This window comes from Terriglobia bacterium, assembly GCA_020072565.1.
In the GTDB taxonomy this organism is placed as follows: Bacteria; Acidobacteriota; UBA6911; order UBA6911; family UBA6911; genus JAFNAG01.
Window position 1 is genome coordinate 43,359 of sequence record JAIQGI010000011.1, and the last position, 17,141, is coordinate 60,499.

General features: G+C 58.7%; 12 protein-coding genes. 4 read left to right on the plus strand and 8 right to left on the minus strand.

Going from position 1 to position 17,141, the window contains the following annotated elements:
- Positions 1-93: 93 nt before the first annotated feature.
- Positions 94-1,329: a saccharopine dehydrogenase NADP-binding domain-containing protein gene (locus LAP85_08675; protein ID MBZ5496464.1), complete on the minus strand. Its 1,236-nt coding sequence runs from the start codon at positions 1,327-1,329 to the stop codon at positions 94-96.
- Positions 1,330-1,366: 37 nt separating this feature from the next.
- Positions 1,367-2,761 (minus strand): amino acid permease, encoded by a 1,395-nt coding sequence (locus tag LAP85_08680; GenBank protein ID MBZ5496465.1) that lies wholly within the window; start codon positions 2,759-2,761, stop codon positions 1,367-1,369.
- A 442-nt stretch (positions 2,762-3,203) separates the two neighbouring features.
- Between LAP85_08680 and LAP85_08685 the strand changes: the two genes are divergently transcribed.
- Positions 3,204-4,688, plus strand: a complete 1,485-nt coding sequence (locus LAP85_08685) for a sodium:solute symporter family protein (protein ID MBZ5496466.1) — start codon at positions 3,204-3,206, stop codon at positions 4,686-4,688.
- A 30-nt stretch (positions 4,689-4,718) separates the two neighbouring features.
- Positions 4,719-5,903 carry an aldo/keto reductase gene (locus LAP85_08690; protein MBZ5496467.1) on the plus strand — a complete coding sequence of 395 codons (1,185 nt, stop codon included), beginning with the start codon at positions 4,719-4,721 and terminating at the stop codon, positions 5,901-5,903.
- A gap of 99 nt (positions 5,904-6,002) precedes the next feature.
- Here LAP85_08690 and LAP85_08695 read toward each other — a convergent pair whose 3' ends face one another.
- The 5 genes from LAP85_08695 to LAP85_08715 form a co-directional block, all read right to left on the minus strand.
- Complete coding sequence (locus tag LAP85_08695; GenBank protein ID MBZ5496468.1) at positions 6,003-6,959, minus strand: hypothetical protein; 957 nt, start codon at positions 6,957-6,959, stop codon at positions 6,003-6,005.
- Between the two features lie 99 nt (positions 6,960-7,058).
- On the minus strand, positions 7,059-8,714 hold the full coding sequence (locus LAP85_08700) for a 4Fe-4S dicluster domain-containing protein (GenBank protein ID MBZ5496469.1): 1,656 nt from the start codon (positions 8,712-8,714) through the stop codon (positions 7,059-7,061).
- A 58-nt stretch (positions 8,715-8,772) separates the two neighbouring features.
- Positions 8,773-9,735 carry a DUF362 domain-containing protein gene (locus LAP85_08705; GenBank protein ID MBZ5496470.1) on the minus strand — a complete coding sequence of 321 codons (963 nt, stop codon included), beginning with the start codon at positions 9,733-9,735 and terminating at the stop codon, positions 8,773-8,775.
- 294 nt (positions 9,736-10,029) lie between these two features.
- Positions 10,030-10,632 (minus strand): MarR family transcriptional regulator, encoded by a 603-nt coding sequence (locus LAP85_08710; protein MBZ5496471.1) that lies wholly within the window; start codon positions 10,630-10,632, stop codon positions 10,030-10,032.
- A gap of 382 nt (positions 10,633-11,014) precedes the next feature.
- Positions 11,015-12,457 (minus strand): glutamine synthetase beta-grasp domain-containing protein, encoded by a 1,443-nt coding sequence (locus LAP85_08715; GenBank protein MBZ5496472.1) that lies wholly within the window; start codon positions 12,455-12,457, stop codon positions 11,015-11,017.
- A gap of 403 nt (positions 12,458-12,860) precedes the next feature.
- Between LAP85_08715 and LAP85_08720 the strand changes: the two genes are divergently transcribed.
- Positions 12,861-15,614 (plus strand): hypothetical protein, encoded by a 2,754-nt coding sequence (locus tag LAP85_08720; GenBank protein MBZ5496473.1) that lies wholly within the window; start codon positions 12,861-12,863, stop codon positions 15,612-15,614.
- Positions 15,615-15,828: 214 nt separating this feature from the next.
- Here LAP85_08720 and LAP85_08725 read toward each other — a convergent pair whose 3' ends face one another.
- Positions 15,829-16,470, minus strand: coding sequence for a response regulator transcription factor (locus LAP85_08725; protein ID MBZ5496474.1), 642 nt, complete (start codon positions 16,468-16,470; stop codon positions 15,829-15,831).
- Positions 16,471-16,761: 291 nt separating this feature from the next.
- Here LAP85_08725 and ndhC point away from each other — a divergent pair, with 291 nt between their 5' ends.
- Positions 16,762-17,133, plus strand: a complete 372-nt coding sequence (ndhC, locus tag LAP85_08730) for an NADH-quinone oxidoreductase subunit A (GenBank protein MBZ5496475.1) — start codon at positions 16,762-16,764, stop codon at positions 17,131-17,133.
- The last annotated feature ends 8 nt before the right edge of the window (positions 17,134-17,141 follow it).

The following is a 17,141-nucleotide window of genomic DNA, read 5'->3' on the forward strand; positions in this document are numbered from 1 at the left end:
TCTGGCTTTGGGCAGTGTGAACCCGGCGAATTTGAATCTCATTTTGTCAAGCATCCCCCTTTGCCCCTTGCTCTTTCCTTGATCGGTTTACGCTCACATCCGCAGGCGGTCTGCCGGAATCTCCAGGCGCTGAACATGAATATTGTGCTTTTCCAGTCTGGGAAACACCTTCTCATAAGGCACGTCCAGGGGTGTCAGAAGACCGGATCTATCCAGTTTTCGCTCCAGGATCAGTTGCGCACCCAGGCTCAGCGTAAAACCTACCGTCCTCTGCATCGAGGTGAGCCCTGATTCCAGGTCACGGGTGTCGACCAGTTGGTAGATCACTCCGGTCTTTTTCCCATGGCGCGTCCCCCGCGCCTCTACCCGCACCAATGTCATATCCTGTTCGTCGTCTGCATAATAAAACTGTTTTTGCGACGCCAGAAGCGACGTCGTATAGAGCATCGGCGACGCGGACAGATCACCACAGCGTATCGGCTTGTCATCGAGGAAGCCGCACTTCACCATGGTATTCCAGAAGGCGCAATGGCTGGGCAAACGGCAGGTGTACCGCCCCATTTCCCGAATCGAATCCCGGACGCCGAACAACTCGGCATAGTGAACGCTGTCCCCATTGGGAAAACATTCCAGCGGGCTGCCGATCTCAGCCACATCAAGCAGGTGACAATTCGCTGGTTCGAAGAGCCTGGCTGGCTCGATGACCTGAACTTGTCCCGCTTTGATTATTTTGGCAGCACGCCGATATGCCTTCATGACCCCGATGATCGACCAGGAGAATTTGTACTGTAATGGATTCGAGCGGGCATTCGGGCCCGGGATGCCTGCTCCATACATGTGGAGTTCATGGACCTCGTCCAGCTCGCCGATTGCCTTGGCCCCGAGAATGAGGTCCAGGCCCGGATCCAATCCGAACTCAGTGAGTATTACTATCCCTTTCCCTTTCGCCTTGCCATGGATGTAACGGATCTCGTTGTTGATGGACTGGATCTTTTCGGCCTCCTGCTCGCCCGGGTTGAGATAGTACATGCTGCTCACCAGGTTCACGCCGCAATCCGCTGCGAGCCGGCCTACCTGAAGGGCGAAAGCCCCGGGCAGAGCCTCGACAACGGCGTCCGCATGGCGCAAGAGAACAGCCAGACTTTCCTCATCGGTGGCATCCAGGATTCGGCCGCTGACTTTTCCGGACGGGTAGATGCTCAAATCAGACTGGAGATCGGGCCTGCTGTCCACAACATCGATGCGGGAGATGTCGGCGCAGTGCACCAGATCATGGAGCACCGCCTTTCCTTGCATGCCGAATCCCACGAGGAGAACTCTTTTTCCCATTGTTGCTCTGACTCCTTTCGGTCATTGAGGCACTTCCTCACACAGTCCTCGCTTTCCTTGTCCAGTGATAGTAAAACGGCAGAGAGATAAGGAGCAGGACGATTCCGATGATCGCATTGCGCGGGTCGCGCACCAGCGTATTGCCGAGGAACCAGCCCGTCACAGCGACAAACAGGAGCGTAGTGTACGGATAGCCCCATGCCCTGTAGGGCCTCGGTGATTGGGGCATTTTCCGCCGCAGGGCCATGACCGACAAAGCGGTGAGCGCGTAAAATCCCCATGAGCCGAAGACCACATAGGAAGTGATCTGATCATAGGTTCCACTCAGCGTAAGCAAACCGCCCCAGACACCTAGAGTCACGATGGCGACTGCGGGAGTGTGGAACCGCTTGTGCACCTTGCCAAAGCTCCTGGAAAATGTGCCGTCTGCACCGGCGGCGTAAATGCATCGCGGGCCGCCCAGCACGCAGCCATGGATGGTGCCGAATGTCGAGCAAAGAATCCCGGCGATGATCAACAGGACACCCAACGGGCCGAGCACCTCGCCGGCCACGTCGGCGGCAACGCGCGGGGAACCGGCCATGGCGGGCAACGGAAGGACATAGACATAGGCGAGGTTGGCGGCAACGTAGAGTGCGATAACCGAAAGGGTGCCGGTCACCAGTGAAAGCGGGACGTTTCGCTGCGGATTTTTGATTTCTCCCGCCGTCAGCGTCACCGTGATCCAGCCGTCATAGGCCCACAGCACGGAGATCATGGACAGGCCCAGGCCGGCGGTCAACTCGCTCGTCCAACTGTCAGGCCAGATGGGCGACAGGTTGGCCATCCTGCCTTTGCCGGAAAAAACCACCGCGAGAATCAACGCTGCCAGTGCCGAGACTTTTGCCGCCGTGAAAAAATTCATGACCCACCCGCCAAGCTTGACCCCGCGGACGTTGATGAAGGTGACCAATGCGATCGTCGCCATGGCTGCGATCTGAACCCAACCGACCGTGAAACTCATCGGGCGACCGAACCATACCCAGTGGCTGGAAAGGAAGGGCCGCTGGGGCGAGAGCGCCGGGATGAAGTGCCCGAGATAGGTCGCGAAGGCCACCGCAATGGCGGCGACGGAACCGGCCGTGTTGATGAAAAAATGATTCCAGCTGAACATGAAAGCCCATACGGATCCAAAGCCGTGCCGGAGGTACACGTAAGGACCGCCGGCCTGGGGGAGAATTGAACTCAACTCGGCCAGGGTCAGGGCTCCGAAGAGAATCAGCAGTCCGCCCAGAACCCACACAAGAAGGATCGGCCCGAGGGCATGAAGGCGGCCGGCGATCGTGGCCGGAACCACAAAGATCCCCGACCCGATGATCATGCCCATCTGGATCGCGATTGCTTCGCGCAGCCCGAGCGCTCTAACCAGTTGGGGTTGCGTGGATTCTTGCATGACCTCTCCGGGTCTCACCTGGCGGCCAGGCGATCAAGAATCTTAAACCACAGATGCTTGCGGATAAACGCCGATCATTATCCAGCCGGATCGGCGTCCGGCTGTGATTCCGTTTTGCGCTGTCGTCGGATGCCAAATTTCATTTTCATGCGGGCGGCATTGAGGAGCAAGCGAGAAATCTTGCGGCCCCCGGGGAGGCAAGTGCTTTTGAAAATTCTCGACAAAGCCGCGGGAGTGCATAAGGGTGCTTGTGCCTTGGATGCCGGGCTCCGCTTTGCTCCATTTAAAGGCGGCAGAAAGTTGCCGCACTTCAGGGTAGGCCCCCCGCTCTTGCACCGCGCCCGGATTTTCCTTGTTCCTCCAGCCCGCTTGAGATACAAACTCTCCTTGCCAACGTGAGCGACACCGATCCTCTCAACAACCCTGCTGAGAAGGAGGGAAAATGTACTTCTATCTCTACATCATTCTGGCCTATCTCCTCGGCCTTACGGTGCTGAACTTCATCCGTTCCAGACGGATTAAGAGCCAGGAGCAGTTCATGGTCGCCGGCCGCAGCTTGAAGTGGCAGGTCATGGTCTTCACGCTGATCTGCACCTGGATCGGTTCCGGCACGTTCATCAGCGGAGCCGAGTTCGCCTCCAAGGCCGGCTTCTCGGCCCTGTGGCTCGCCGGCGGGGCATGGGTGGGCATCATCCTCATTTACTTTCTTGCGGCCAAGATCCACACTTTCGGCCAGTATACGGTCGGCGATGTCCTTGAGGTCCGCTACGGACCGGCGGCCCGGCTCTTCGGAGCCCTCGCGCTGATCCTGTCCTTCATCTCGATCGTGTCCTATCAATTCGTGGCGGGCGGATTCATTTTAAACGTAATCACCGACGGCCAGATCTCCGAGTGGACGGGCACGATCATCGCGGCCGCGTTCGTCATTCTCTTCACAATGCTTGGTGGCATGGTGGCCATCGCCTACACGGATCTGCCGAACGGAATCGTTATTGTGCTGGCCTGTCTCCTGGCGGTACCCTTCGTCGTCTCATCGGCGGGTGGCCTGCCGGGCGCCCACGCGGCACTTGATCCCGGATACTTTGCCGTTGTCAACAACCAGTTTGGAGCCCATCCATGGCTTAAGGCCATCGGCTATTTCCTTTCGACGCTGTTCCTGCTCATGGGTGTCCAAAGCATGTACCAGAAGTTCTATAGCGCCAAGTCCGCCAAGGACGCGAAAAAGGCCGTCGCCTGGTGGACGATCGGGACGATCTTTGTCGAAACCGTCGTGGTCATCATCGCCGTCTTCGCTTATAGCAAGTTTAAAGGCCAGATCGACCTGACCATCCCTAAAGCGGGCGGCAAAGTAGTTCTCATGGCCGCCCGAAGCCTGGTGCCGCCATGGGTCGGGGTGCTGCTCCTGGGTGCGGCCTGCGCCGTCGTCCTCTCCACGGGCATGAACTATCTGCTCTCCCCGTCGACGACGCTCATGCGCGACATCTATCAGCGATTCATGAAAAAGGACGCAGACGAAAAGACCCTGGTCCCCTTGCAGAAGATCCTCGTCCTCGTCATCGGTGTGCTGGCTTTCCTGCTCGCGACGCAACTGACGAGCATCCTCCAGATGAGCTTGTTCGCCTATACGATCTACGGCGTCGCAATCACACCGGCCCTGCTCGCGGCCCTGGCCTGGAAGCGCGCCACAAAGGCGGGCGGTCTGGCTTCGATCATTTCGGGAACGGCCGTCTGCCTGTTCTTCTTCATCGCGTCCAAGCTCTTGCCTGCAGAACAGGTCCCCGAGGGCGATCCCTGGGGGATCCCGCTCATCTATCCGGCGCTCATTGCATCCCTGGGCGCCCTTATCATCGTCAGCCTGGCGACTCCGAAGCCCGGCCCGGAAGTGCTCGAGAAATTTTTCCCGGAGAAAGAAAGAGCCTCGAAGTAGAAACTCATGAATCAATCAGGAGCCCCAGTTATGGCATCAGACAGTCCGGATAAAAACAGAAGGAAATTCTTGTCTCAGACCTCGTTGGCCCTGGCCTCTGCGGGCGTGATCGGCGTGCCGCGTCGCTGGATGCCCGGCCAGCAACCGGTTGGCAACACGGCAAAGGGCAAGGCCGCTATCCAGCGCACCCTCGGCAGAACCGGCATCAGGGTGCCGATTGTCAGCATGGGCGTGATGAACGCCAACAATCCTGAAGTACTGAAACAGGCCTATGAAGCAGGGGTGCGCCTCTTCGACACAGCGCTGGGTTATCAGCAGGGGAGAAACGAGGAAATGGTGGGGAGCGTCATCGCCCAGCTGGGGGTGCGCGACAAAGTCATCATTCAGACCAAGATTCCCTTTCCCCGCGTCCCGGCCGGTTCGATCAAGGACAAGTTCCTGAGCGATTTCGCCGGGTGCCTGAAACGTCTTCAGACCGATTACGTTGACGGACTGCTGATTCATCAGCCCAACGTGGATCAAATGAACAACCCGGAGGTCATCGAAGCGCTCAAGGAGGCAAGGCAGCAGAAGAAGGCGCGCTATATCGGCGTCTCTCAGCACGCGGGGCAGGCGGGAATTCTGAATAGTGCTGCCGGGAGCGGGATTTATGACATGGTTGTGGTCGGGTTTAACTTCCAGAACTCCGGTGATGCGGATTTCCTTCAGGCACTGAAAACCGCTTCTGCAAAAGGGGTCGGTATTGTCGCCATGAAAACGCAGACCGGCGGGCGCGCCAAAAATCTGGGTGCGCTCAACCAGACCGCCATGCTCAAGTGGGTGCTCCAGCATCCGGAAATCACCACGGCAATTCCAGGCTTCACAAATTTCGACCAGCTGAATGAAAGCTTCGCCGTCGCCTCGGGCCTGGATTACACCAACGAAGAGAAGACCTGGCTGGCTGACAAGAACGTCATGCTCGCCCTCGACTACTGCAAGCAGTGCGGAACCTGCCTTGCGACCTGTCCGAAGGGCGTCGACATACCCACGCTCATGCGCACGCACATGTACGCCGCCTGCTACGCCAACTTCGATCAGGCCCGGGCCACGTTTGAGGAGATCCCTGAAAATGAAGGTTTGAGGAACTGCTCTGATTGCTCCAGCTGTTCGGCGCGCTGCGCAAATAATGTCAGAATCGGTGAGAGGATTGCCGACCTGAGAGCAATCTATATCTAGAGAGAATCATAACCGCAGATGGACACCGAGGAACGCTGACATCGATCAGCCCCCATCGGTGTCTGTCTGCAGTTTCGATCCTGCGTCGGCCGGATGCGGCTATTTGATGTGGGCGAGCAGTTCGGCAATCAACTTCTTCCCCGCCTCCTCGGAAGCAATGCCGAGCGCGACCACAATGTTCTTCCCGGCGCGGATCGCCGCCATGTTGCCGTAAAAACTGTCTCTGCCTGAAAAGCCCCCCTCACCCGGCGACTTTAGATCTTTAACATCCTTCCCTCCGGTCGAGAGAAACTGCCGATAGCGCGCCAACGCGTCCTGTGCGGCCGCAGGGCTCTCCAGGGTTACGAGGATCATCTTGTACTCCTTGGCGTCCGCCTTGTACCTGGCCTCGAATCCGTTGGTAAAGTAGCTCTGCGCGAGCACGTCTTTGGGAATGTAAGCGATGGTGTGGGGCATCTGGTTTTCTTTAGGGAAGTAGGAAACTTCCGCCGGCTCCGCCCCCGCGGCCGGCACCTTGCCGGCGACGGCATTCGCGAGCTTGGTCATCTCCTGCTTGATCGCATCCTTTTCATCGAAGGTCGTGATCTTGACATAGTAGGGGCCGGACCAGAAGTTCACTGATGTCCCTCCCGAATACCCTTCGTTCCCGATCTTCAGAAACTGGTATCCCGGATTGCGCTCCTCGGTGTATTTGCCGAAGGCGTTGAGCGGGTCTTTCATCTGGTAGATTTCGACTACTGCCTCGTAGCCCGTCCCGTCCTGTTTGTAGTCGGCGCTTGCGACTTCCTGAAATCCGTAGGCCAGGAAACTGTCTGCGGCGCCATCGATATACTCGTAGAGATCCCCTGCCTTGAAAGAACGCGGCTTCTGGGACATCGCCCACCCGGGGACCTCGTTCTTGGCTGGGAGCAGCGCCAGCAACTGAGGCGATACATCGGAAGGCCGCGCCGCCGGCTCGACGGCCTTGGCCTCCTCCTTGTTGCTGCTTTCCTTTTTGGCGCAAGAAGCAACACCGAAGCTGGCCAGAAGCAGGAAGAACACGAGGGATTTTTTCATGAATACTCTCCGCAAAGGGGGACACTCCGATTTCTCACTCATAGCTTCCTAATACTAGAATACTGACGGGAAAATCGGAATGCCCTCTTATTGCCGCAATTATCGGTAGGCGCCGCTCTCGAGGCGAATCTGATTCGTGCGCGAGCGGGTCTCCCCTATGCTGGTCACGTAAACCGCGGGCTTATCCTGGACCGGGCAGACATTCTCGCATATTCCACATCCGACGCACCGGTCAACGTCCACTCGAGGGCGCTGAACCGTCACCATGGTGCCGTCACGGCGCGGAATCGTTTCCACCTGCACCCAAATCGCCTTTGGCGAAGTGGGACAGAATTCCTCGCACACAATGCACGGAGTGGCCATCGCCCAGGGGAGGCACCTTCCCTGATCGTAGAACGCGGTGCCGATCTTCACAGGCCCCGGGTTCTTCTTCCCGGAGGCATCTGCCCCTGCTTTGCCCAGCTTTTCGGCCTCCGTCAATTTCCAGATCGCCCCCGTAGGACAGACCTGGCCGCACAGGACGCAGCTGTACTCGCAGTAGCCGACGCGCATCTTCAGCATCGGCGTCCACAGGCCCTCCACGCCGCTCTCAAAAAGCGCCGGCTGAATCGCGTTGGTCGGGCACACCTTCATGCACTCGCCGCAACGGATGCATCGGGCCAGGAAATCGTTCTCTGCCAGCGAACCCGGAGGGCGGATGACGCCGGAGTTGTAATCCTTGGCCAAACCTGTGCTCGCGCGCACGACCGGCAGTATGACAAGACCGGCCGCAACACTCTCGAGCGCCCGGCGCCGTTTCAAGTCAGGCAAAACGTTAATGGAGTCGGCCTTCGGAAAGAACTTGAAACGGATGACATCCTCAGGGCACGCCGCCTCGCAGTTGAAGCACAGGTGGCATTCGGCCTGCCGCCATGGCACCTTTCCCTGCGGATCGCAGGCCCCCTGGCAATGAAGCAGGCACCGGTTGCAGTCGTCACACTTGCCGTGGTTCTTTTCCATGCCGAAGATCGAATAGCGCGACAGCAGCCCCATGAAGGCGCCGAGCGGGCAGATGCCCCGGCACCAGAACCGCGTGATGGCACGATTGAGGATCGCCAGGGCCACGAAGATCGCCCCAAGCAGGAAGCCGAAGTAGTAGTACTGCGGCTTGAAGCTCAAGATGTTTGAGCCGAACAGGCGATATCCGGCATCGGCGCACCACTGGAGAACCGCGATGTTGGTCCCGTACAAGAAATCGAACCCGCTTCTCAGCCCGAAGTTGAGCCCGGGAATGATCGACACTGCGAGTGAGCGCACCAGGAACGGGATGGGGTCGAGGATGCCGGTCTGCAGCGAAGTGAAAATCGACATGGCGATCAGGCCGAACAGCAGGTAGTACTTGATCGACATCCATTTTTTGTAATGGTTGGCATCCACGCGCTTCTTGCCTTTGCGCTCAGGCTTATAACTCGAGAAAAAGTGGTGGAGCGTCCCTAAGGGGCAGACCCAGCCGCAGAAGAACCTTCCGATCAGGATGGTCACCGAAATGATGACGAGCGCCCAGATGACATTGCCGTAGAGCGCATGAGTCGAGAGTGCCGTGGAGAAAGCCACCAGTGGATCCATCTCCAGGAAAATGCTGACCGGATAGTCGAGCCGGACAGCGTCGGTCGCGCCTCGTGCAAAGGTGCCGCGGAACTCGGTCTGGAAAAGCAGAAACAGGAACAGCCCCAGAAAGACGATCTGCGAGATGCGTCGGAGCCGGCGCAGCCACATTCTGGGTCTTCGCTTCTCTGGTGCTTCGGGACTCGGGAAAGCCGGGCGAGGTATCGATTTATTCGAGGTTGACATACTTCACCTGCAGTTCCGAATAGTTCTTGTTCCCCAGACCGCGCGTGTGACCGATCATGATATAAGGGATCTGTTCTGCTCTTAAGCCCAGAAACGTGGCCCCGAGGGCGTCGATGGCCACAGGATCCACGCCGGCCACGACTGTCTTGAGCAGCTTGACGTCGTTGAGATTTCCCCCTTGAGGCCCATTCACCATGAGCACCCGGTAGGCATCCAGGATCGTCAGCGTCGGTCGCACAAAGGTCGCCAGATCCGCGATGCCGACGTCGATATTCTGATGCAATTGGTTTCTTCTCCCCCCGAGAATTCCATACCAGTTCTTCATTCCCATCGTGACGCGAGAGAGATTGTGGTGTTTCACAATCGGGATATTAATGATCTTGTCAGCCTCGATGATCGGCGTATACACCGGCCAAACCGACAGCAGCTCGCCATTGATGCGGTAATCCCGGAACTTGCGTTCCTCGGGAAGGAGTACTGTCGCGCCTGCGGATTCGGCCGCGCTGGCAATGCCGCTGCGCATGAAGCAGCGCCGGGGGTCGTTGCAGGATACATCCGTTACCACCACCTGTTTGGCTCCCGCTTCAAAACACAGCTGAGCAACAGCCTTCACAAGCTCGGGATTTGTGTTCGCCGCCTGCTGAGGGACCCGGTCCCAACCGATGTTGGGCTTCAGAACCACAACATCGCCTCTGGCGATGAACTTCTGCATCCCGCCGAGGGCCGCCAGCGCGGCCGCCGCCAGACCGCCCGGCGTGCCGCCCGAAACCACGACCATCTTTGGCAGATCGTTTCCGATATTGACGCGATAGTTTCTTACCTGCGAGGTCGACAGCTCCTGGCCGGGGTGACGGCTGCGCGAGTGGAGCCAGAAGCCGAGCCCGCATGCGGCAGCTACGCCCGCGCCCACCCGGGATGATCGTTTCAGGAAATCGCGGCGGTCCATACCATCTTCCTTCATGTTTCTGGTCGCTCTCGAAAACCGGACGGGGCCGGTGAATCATCCATGCGCACCTGGTCGGAGATTCCCGTGGAGAAAAACGATAGGTTTCGCCCTGAGTTTCCAGAGTGCCACTGCGGCTTATGCATTGCTCCGAGTTCGGCCCCGGGAACCGACTGGGATCAGGCACGCCCCGAAATGATAGGTAAATGGCCTGTGATTGTAAACCGCAATTGGGAGGTCAAATGAACGATGCCCGCCGATCGACCGATGTTTACTTCCAAAAACAAGCACTGCCCTTCACTGGTTATTCTTCATCTGTAATTCATCAGACCCTTGGCGCTCCTTCTGGCGCTGGTACAGGCATTGGCGGCTGAGCAGCTTGCGCAGCACGCATTTCTCGCGGAAATAGATACCGCACTGCAGGCACATCTGTTCCCCTTCAGCGCTCTGGTTGACGATCTGGGCGGAGAGCCGATCGAGCAGCGCCGCCGCCTGCCGGAGTTCCTCAGGCTCGAAATCTCCGAAGATCTGCTGCAGCTTGTGCCGCCTGGCGGCGTCGTAAGCGGCCAGCAGACGCCGGCTCGGCTGCGTCAGGGAGAGATGGATCGCGCGGCGATCGGTTTCGCCTTCACTGCGCCGCAGCAGCATCATCCGCACCAGCTTGTCCACCGCCTTGCTCGCAGCTGCGTTACTGACCCCCAGAAAAGCGGCCACATCGCCAATCGTCTGCGCTTCGGTCAAGTTCACGAGCTTGAGCAGCTTCAACTGGGAGACGGTGATTTGGTTTTCAGCCACCTCCCGCAGCAACTCTTCTTCGATCACGTCTGCCAGCGCTGAGGCGAATACGTGGGCACTGCCAAGAAAGTCATCGATCAAATCCGTTGCATGATCCTCAGTCATTCCTCACCTGTCTCCATCCCCGACCAGGTCAAAAACAATCAATCTAACTCGCTCGGATAATTCCATTTATTCTATCACACGACGATCGCAGCAGACAGTTCTGCCGCAAAATGCCTGCGACTCGGACCCAGCGGGTAAAAAGCAGCGCCGAATGACGCGAACAACATGAATGGGGCCTGGAGGAGCGCATGCGCCGCCGCCGCGACAGGGGCGAAAGCGCTTGCCTGGTATTTCTCCGGCCCCTTCGTCCCTGGCGGTCAAGCAGCGCGAATGTTCCGCGATTACTGCGATCTCAGCACACTTTGCGTTGAGGTTTTTTGGATGCGGCTCTGCCCTCCGTGCCAATCATCGCCGGTCTTTTTCCCACTGCCCGGCACCGGTTCTAGGATCGAAGGACGGTCAGGAATTGGTCGATCAGACTAGGAGGGAAAACGCCCCCTTGTTCCAAGACCGAACGATGGGCGGCGAGCAGGTCCGCGATCTCGGGGAAGGAGGCCGGAAGCCGATCGCCGTTTGTGACGGCTCCGGTTTTCGGCGTGACGCTCGAAGAGGATGTGCGTGCCAGCAAAGCGTCCAGGTCGGGAGTCAGGCGTCCGGCAAACATTGCCTGTGCAACGCCGGCAAGAAGCAGATGAGGATGCGCCGAACCGTCCGGCAGACGAAACTCAATAGTCGGCGGGCTGACCACGCGGCCTTCGGCTGTAGTGGCAATGAGAGGCAGCCGCACGAGCGCGTGGCGATCATATGCCCCCCAGGTAATTGCTGTGGGGGCCTCCTTGGCCTGGCTCAGTCGGACAAACGAACCGGCACTTCGGTTGCCGAAGGCCATAAGCGCGCTGCCGAACTGTACCAACCCGGCAACAAGCCACTTTCCCGGGGCGCTCAACTGCTCCGCGCCGGATGAACGCCCGGCATGTTTTCCGTCGACCATGGGCGAGAGATGGAAATGGAGGCCCGATCCCGCGTGCCCCTTGCGCAGAATCGGATCGAAACTGCAGCGCATGCCGTGCTGATGCACCAGGTTGCGCAGCACCCACTGAGTAAGAGCGACGCTCTCCGCAGCCTGCGGCAGCGGGGTCAGGGCCAATTCCACCTCGTGCTGTTCCCAAATCATGTCATCGGCCTCGGTTGCAGCAATATAGCCGACCTCGCTGTGGCCGTATTTGACCCGCACACCGATTTCAGCCAGCGTAACCAGAGCCTGCCGGCGCAGCGTCTGGCCAAAAACGAAAGGCGAGCTGGCGTGATAGCCGCGCTCGTCGGCGCCATAGATGTCGCTTTCAGACGCATGCTTACCGAGGAAGTACTCCACCTCCCCGAGGGCCCAGAGATCGACACCGGTCGTGGCGCGCAAATGCTCGTAACTGCGCCGGAGGATGGCGTCCGGCGATTCGCGTAACGGACCTCCATCCTGGCCGAGGTGCAGGCACATCAGCACCAGGGTCGGGCTGGGCGAGAAGGGGTCCAGGAATGCGCTCTCAACGCGGGGCCGGAGCAACATGTCGGAGGTTCCCTCGCGAATTCCTTTGCCGGCGAACAGGCTGGATCCGTCTGCTCGCTCTCCTCCTTCGAGTATGTCCTGAAGATGCTGCAAATCCCGCGGCACAAAGTCCAGAGTCTTCAGCCAGCCGTCGCCCCCCACATGCATCAGGCTCACCAGGCGGATGCGCTTTGAGCGAAAAAGCTCGACGAGGTCCTGCGATGTCCACGCTGCCGGCGGCTTGCCGATGATCCGTTCCAGAGTGCGTGCCGGAAGCGTTCCACCTGAAAACTCTTCACAATCTCCCGTCACCGCCCCCGATGCTTCCTGGCGAAAATTCCTCATTATGATTGCTCCTCCCACAGCCGGTTCTCCTGCCAACAACATGGCGGCGGCCGATCCGGCCGGCTTCAGTCTAGCACGACCGGCGCGACGCAAGTCAACCCGCGATGCAACGCAGGTGCAGGGAGCCGTCCTAGAACAATTCCGCTCCGACGCCAGGTAGGCAGCGGCATGGGCAGAGGGCAGCGGGCCATAGGAATTAAGAAGTCTCACAGCAAACTGCCGAATGCATGGTGAATTTCCAGCTTGCTTCTGCAGGCAGACCCGCGCTACAAATGTCCCTACATTGTCATAGACCCGGGCAGGGTACGAGCATAGGCCTACGAATCGAAAACCCGCGATACTATGCCTTTAACTTTTTCAGGCAAATCCGCGATAAATGCCTCTATCAAAGGAGCCGTTTAATATGAGAACGCCACGTCTTAAGATCCTCGGCAGCGTGGTAGTGCTTGCGCTGTCGGCACTCCTCCTCGCCTCCGACCTCGGCGCGCAGGCGCTCACGCCCGATATCCTCAAGGCCTTCGCCTTCCGCAACATCGGGCCGACGCGCCAGAGCGGCCGGTTTGTCGACATAGCGGTCCCCGACCTCGAACCGGCCACGATCTATGCTGCTGCAGCCTCCGGCGGCCTGTGGAAGTCGATGAACAACGGCACTTCGTGGGAACCGATCTTTGACAATCAGGCGGTTATTTCGATCGGCGATGTCGCTGTTGCCCCTTCGGATGCCATGGTCGTTTATGTAGGCAGCGGTGAAGCCACAACCTCCCGCAGCACCTATTGGGGTGACGGTGTGTACAAGTCCACTGACGCCGGCAAAACATGGACAAATGTGGGGCTCAAGGAAAGCCATCATATCGGCCGCATCATTGTGGACCCGAAAAATCCGGATATTGTCTACGTGGCTGCTCTAGGCCACCTCTACTCAGAAAACCCGGAGCGCGGTCTGTACAAGACAACCGATGGCGGCAGGACCTGGACGAAATCGCTCGACGTCAAGGTGGGCAACCGCTCGATCGGCGTCTGCGATGTCGCCATGGATTCGCGGAATCCCAAGGTGCTCTACGCGGCGTCCTACGACAAGGAGCGCAAACCCTGGACCTTCAACCTCGGCGGCCCAGGGAGCGGTATCTACAAGACCATCGATGCCGGCGCCACCTGGACGAAGCTGACCAACGGGCTTCCCGGCGGCATGCTCGGCCGCATCGGGATCGACGTGGCCCGGAACAACCCGGATGTCGTATATGCCGTCATCGAGAACGCCAACAAGCCCGGTATGTCCGACGAAGAACGCCTCAAGGAATTGCGCGCAGGCAAGTCAAGCGCCGGGATGATTGGCGGTGAGATATACAGAAGCGACGACGCAGGCAAGGCCTGGCGCAAAGTGAGCCCCGAGAAACTGCCACCTGGAATTGATTTCGGCGGTCCCGGCTATTATTACTCCCAAATCCGCGTCGATCCGAACGACGTGAACCACGTCTACGTGCTCTCTGTTGGAGTGTCCCATTCCACGGATGGCGGCAAGACCTGGAGCTCTGCTTTCCGTTTCGGCGGCGACAACCACGGTCTTTGGATCGATCCGGCAAACTCGAGTCACATGATTCTCGGGTACGACCATGGCATGGGAATCACCTGGGACAGCGGCAAAAATTGGTATCACCCGGACGAACTGCCTCTGGCCCAACTCTACCAGGTCGGCTACGACATGCAGTACCCTTATAACGTCTATGGCGGAATCCAGGACAACGGCTCCGTGCGCGGACCGAGCTCGAAGCGGGGCACCGCGCCGATCGTGTTTGAGGACTGGCAGTCTGTAGGCGGCGGCGACGGATTCTACAACGTGGTCGACCTGGTGACGAATCGTTACCTCTATAACGAATCCCAGTTCGGGTCGCTGGGCCGGACCGACCTTTATACCGGGGAATCCAGGAACATCACCCCGCGCGACCAGGCCCTCCGCCACAACTGGTCGTCCCCCATCGTCGTTTCGCCCCACGATCCGGCCGTGATCTATCACGCGGCCAACAAGCTGATGAAATCGACTACCCGCGGGGACACGTGGGTGGAGGCCAGCCCTGATTTGTCAACCAATGACGCGAGCAAGATGCCCACCGGCAAGGGCGGCGACGGGAACATCGAGTACTGCACCATCACCGCTCTGGACGAGTCGCCCATTGTCAGGGGCCTGATCTGGGCCGGCACCGATGACGGCAACGTATGGGTGACCAAGAACGTGGACGACATGAAAGCCTGGACGAAGCTGAATGACAACATCAAGGGCAATCCGGGTTTCTGGGTCAGCCACATAGTCGCCTCCAGGCACCAGCCGGGCACCGCCTACGTTTCCTACACCGGGCTCCGGAATGACGATTTCAGGCCGTTCATCTATAAAACCTCCGACTTCGGCCAGACCTGGACATCAGTCGTCGGCAACCTGCCCAACAAATCGGTCAACGTCGTGATCGAGGATCCGAAAAATCCAAACCTGCTTTTCGCCGGTGTCGATTTCGGCCTCTACGTTACCATCGACGGCGGCAAGACCTGGACGGAGATGAAGGGCTTTCCAACTCAACCCGTGCATGATCTCGAGATCCACCCGCGTGAGAACGAACTGATCCTGGCCACACACGGCCGCGGATTCTTCATCGCCGACATCAGCCCTTTCCAGGAACTGGACGCGCAAGTACTGGGGCAGGACCTATACCTTTTCGATGTCAAGCCCAGGGTAAAATGGGTGACGCGCACGAATCCGGTGTCGGCATCCATCAATTTCAGAGCACCGGGCCAGCCGAACGGGATGGTCATCAACTATTACCAGAAGGCGCCAGTGTCAGGCGAAGTCACGATCCAGGTTCTTCAGGGATCCCGTGTCGTGTCCGAAACCAAGGGCCCGAACGCAGCAGGACTGAACCAGGTTATGTGGAACATGCGCAGCACCGAAACCACGCTCGTGCCACCGGCGCAAGGTGGCAGAGGCAGAGGCGCAGGCGGAGGTTTTGGAGGCGGCGGCCGCGGCGGCGGAGCGGCGCAGGCGATCTCCGCTTTCGGAGGTTCCGTGCCGGCCACTCCCGGGAATTACACCATCGTTGTGCGCGCCGGCGGCAAGTCACTGATTAAGAAGACCTTCATCTTGGAGGACGCCTGGTTTGACAAGATGTATTAACCTGAATTATTCATGAAGCGGAACCGCGCGCCCGTGAAGAGCAACAAAATTGGACGCAGATAAACGCAGGCAGGAGCTTTTGCACGCCGACCAGGACCAGACGGTCGGCGTCGGTCAGCGTTTTTCTGCGTCCAAAACTGCATTTTGGTCGCACATTCATGAACGATCCGGGGTAAACAAACACGAAAATGCCGGGGAAACGGAATGCCCCTAATTACGTCGAGATGTATCCGTGCCGCATGGCATACTGCGTGAGTTCGGCTGTCGTCCTGATACCCAGAGCCTGCATGAGGTTGTATTTATGAAACTCTACCGTTTTGGTAGAGACCTTGAGAACCGAGGCGATCTCTTTGTTTGAATGGCCCTCCGCCACCAGCTGGAGCACCTCCCGCTGGCGCGGCGTCAGGCGGCTGTGCAACTTCTCGGGGGAATCGGTGGGCTCGATGAAAGACTCCATCATGTCTTTGGTGACCAGCGGAGTCACGTAGGTGCGGCCTTTCAGCACCTCTTGGATCGCGGTGACCAGCTCCGAAGCTGCCGAGCGCTTGATCAGGTATCCGGAGGCTCCCACCCGGAACGCTTCCTTGACGTACGCGACATCCCCATGCATGGTGAGGAAGATAATCTTGGATTGAGGAACCAGCTTCTTCAGCTGGCGCGCGGCCTCAATGCCATTCAACAGAGGCATCGAAATATCCACCATAATGATGTCGGGCTTCAACTGCACGGCGGCATCGAGCAGAGCACGTCCGTCTTCTACCGTTCCGACCAGGTCGAAGTCAGATTCCAGCAGGCTGCGCAACCCGGCCAGGATCATGGTGTGGTCGTCTGCCAATAACACGCGTGGGCGATTCATCCCTCAGCCCTCCTCGCTCCGACACCGCCCATTTTCGGCCGCCCTTGGCGAACGTGGGGAACAACCGCAAAGCGCTGGGGCGTTTGTCCCCACTCCCCGTCAGACTACAGGTTAAGATAACATGATCTGACAGGACAAAGAAACTCAGTTTCAATTGATATCCAAGACCGTATCAGCCACCCAAGGTATTCCTTAACATCAAGGTACCTGCTATTCTCAGCTAAAGGTAGGTCTGCTCCCGGCGCCGCCATGGCATCGGGAGAAAGGGGGATCGTCACCTTGGATGCTTCGATGCAGACAGCCCTTTGGCCTCTGATTGCTTATTTCGCCGCTACCGTTGTTTTGGCCGCCGGCATGATCCTGGTTTCATACTTCCTGGGCCCCCGTCATCGAGGGAAGGAGACCGGCGAACCCTACGAATCAGGCATTATCTCGACCGGCTCCGCACAGGGCCGCCTGTCCGTGCAGTACTACCTGATCGCCATGTTTTTCGTCATCTTCGATCTGGAGGCAGTTTTCATCATCGCCTGGGCCATCGCATTTCGTCAAGTGGGCTGGGCCGGCTATCTCGAGGTCGCGATTTTCATCGGCATCCTGATCGCGACGCTCGCTTATTTGTGGCGCCTCGGCGCCCTGAACTGGAGCCCCCGCACAAGAACCTAGAAAGGAAT

Excerpts from the sequence above, each read along its gene's own strand:
- LAP85_08675 (MBZ5496464.1), bottom strand. The coding sequence starts at position 1,329 with ATGGGAAAAAGAGTTCTCCTCGTGGGATTCGGCATGCAAGGAAAGGCG.
- LAP85_08680 (MBZ5496465.1), bottom strand. The coding sequence starts at position 2,761 with ATGCAAGAATCCACGCAACCCCAACTGGTTAGAGCGCTCGGGCTGCGC.
- LAP85_08685 (MBZ5496466.1), top strand. The coding sequence starts at position 3,204 with ATGTACTTCTATCTCTACATCATTCTGGCCTATCTCCTCGGCCTTACG.
- LAP85_08690 (MBZ5496467.1), top strand. The coding sequence starts at position 4,719 with ATGGCATCAGACAGTCCGGATAAAAACAGAAGGAAATTCTTGTCTCAG.
- LAP85_08695 (MBZ5496468.1), bottom strand. The coding sequence starts at position 6,959 with ATGAAAAAATCCCTCGTGTTCTTCCTGCTTCTGGCCAGCTTCGGTGTT.
- LAP85_08700 (MBZ5496469.1), bottom strand. The coding sequence starts at position 8,714 with ATGTGGCTGCGCCGGCTCCGACGCATCTCGCAGATCGTCTTTCTGGGG.
- LAP85_08705 (MBZ5496470.1), bottom strand. The coding sequence starts at position 9,735 with ATGGACCGCCGCGATTTCCTGAAACGATCATCCCGGGTGGGCGCGGGC.
- LAP85_08710 (MBZ5496471.1), bottom strand. The coding sequence starts at position 10,632 with ATGACTGAGGATCATGCAACGGATTTGATCGATGACTTTCTTGGCAGT.
- LAP85_08715 (MBZ5496472.1), bottom strand. The coding sequence starts at position 12,457 with ATGAGGAATTTTCGCCAGGAAGCATCGGGGGCGGTGACGGGAGATTGT.
- LAP85_08720 (MBZ5496473.1), top strand. The coding sequence starts at position 12,861 with ATGAGAACGCCACGTCTTAAGATCCTCGGCAGCGTGGTAGTGCTTGCG.
- LAP85_08725 (MBZ5496474.1), bottom strand. The coding sequence starts at position 16,470 with ATGAATCGCCCACGCGTGTTATTGGCAGACGACCACACCATGATCCTG.
- ndhC (MBZ5496475.1), top strand. The coding sequence starts at position 16,762 with ATGCAGACAGCCCTTTGGCCTCTGATTGCTTATTTCGCCGCTACCGTT.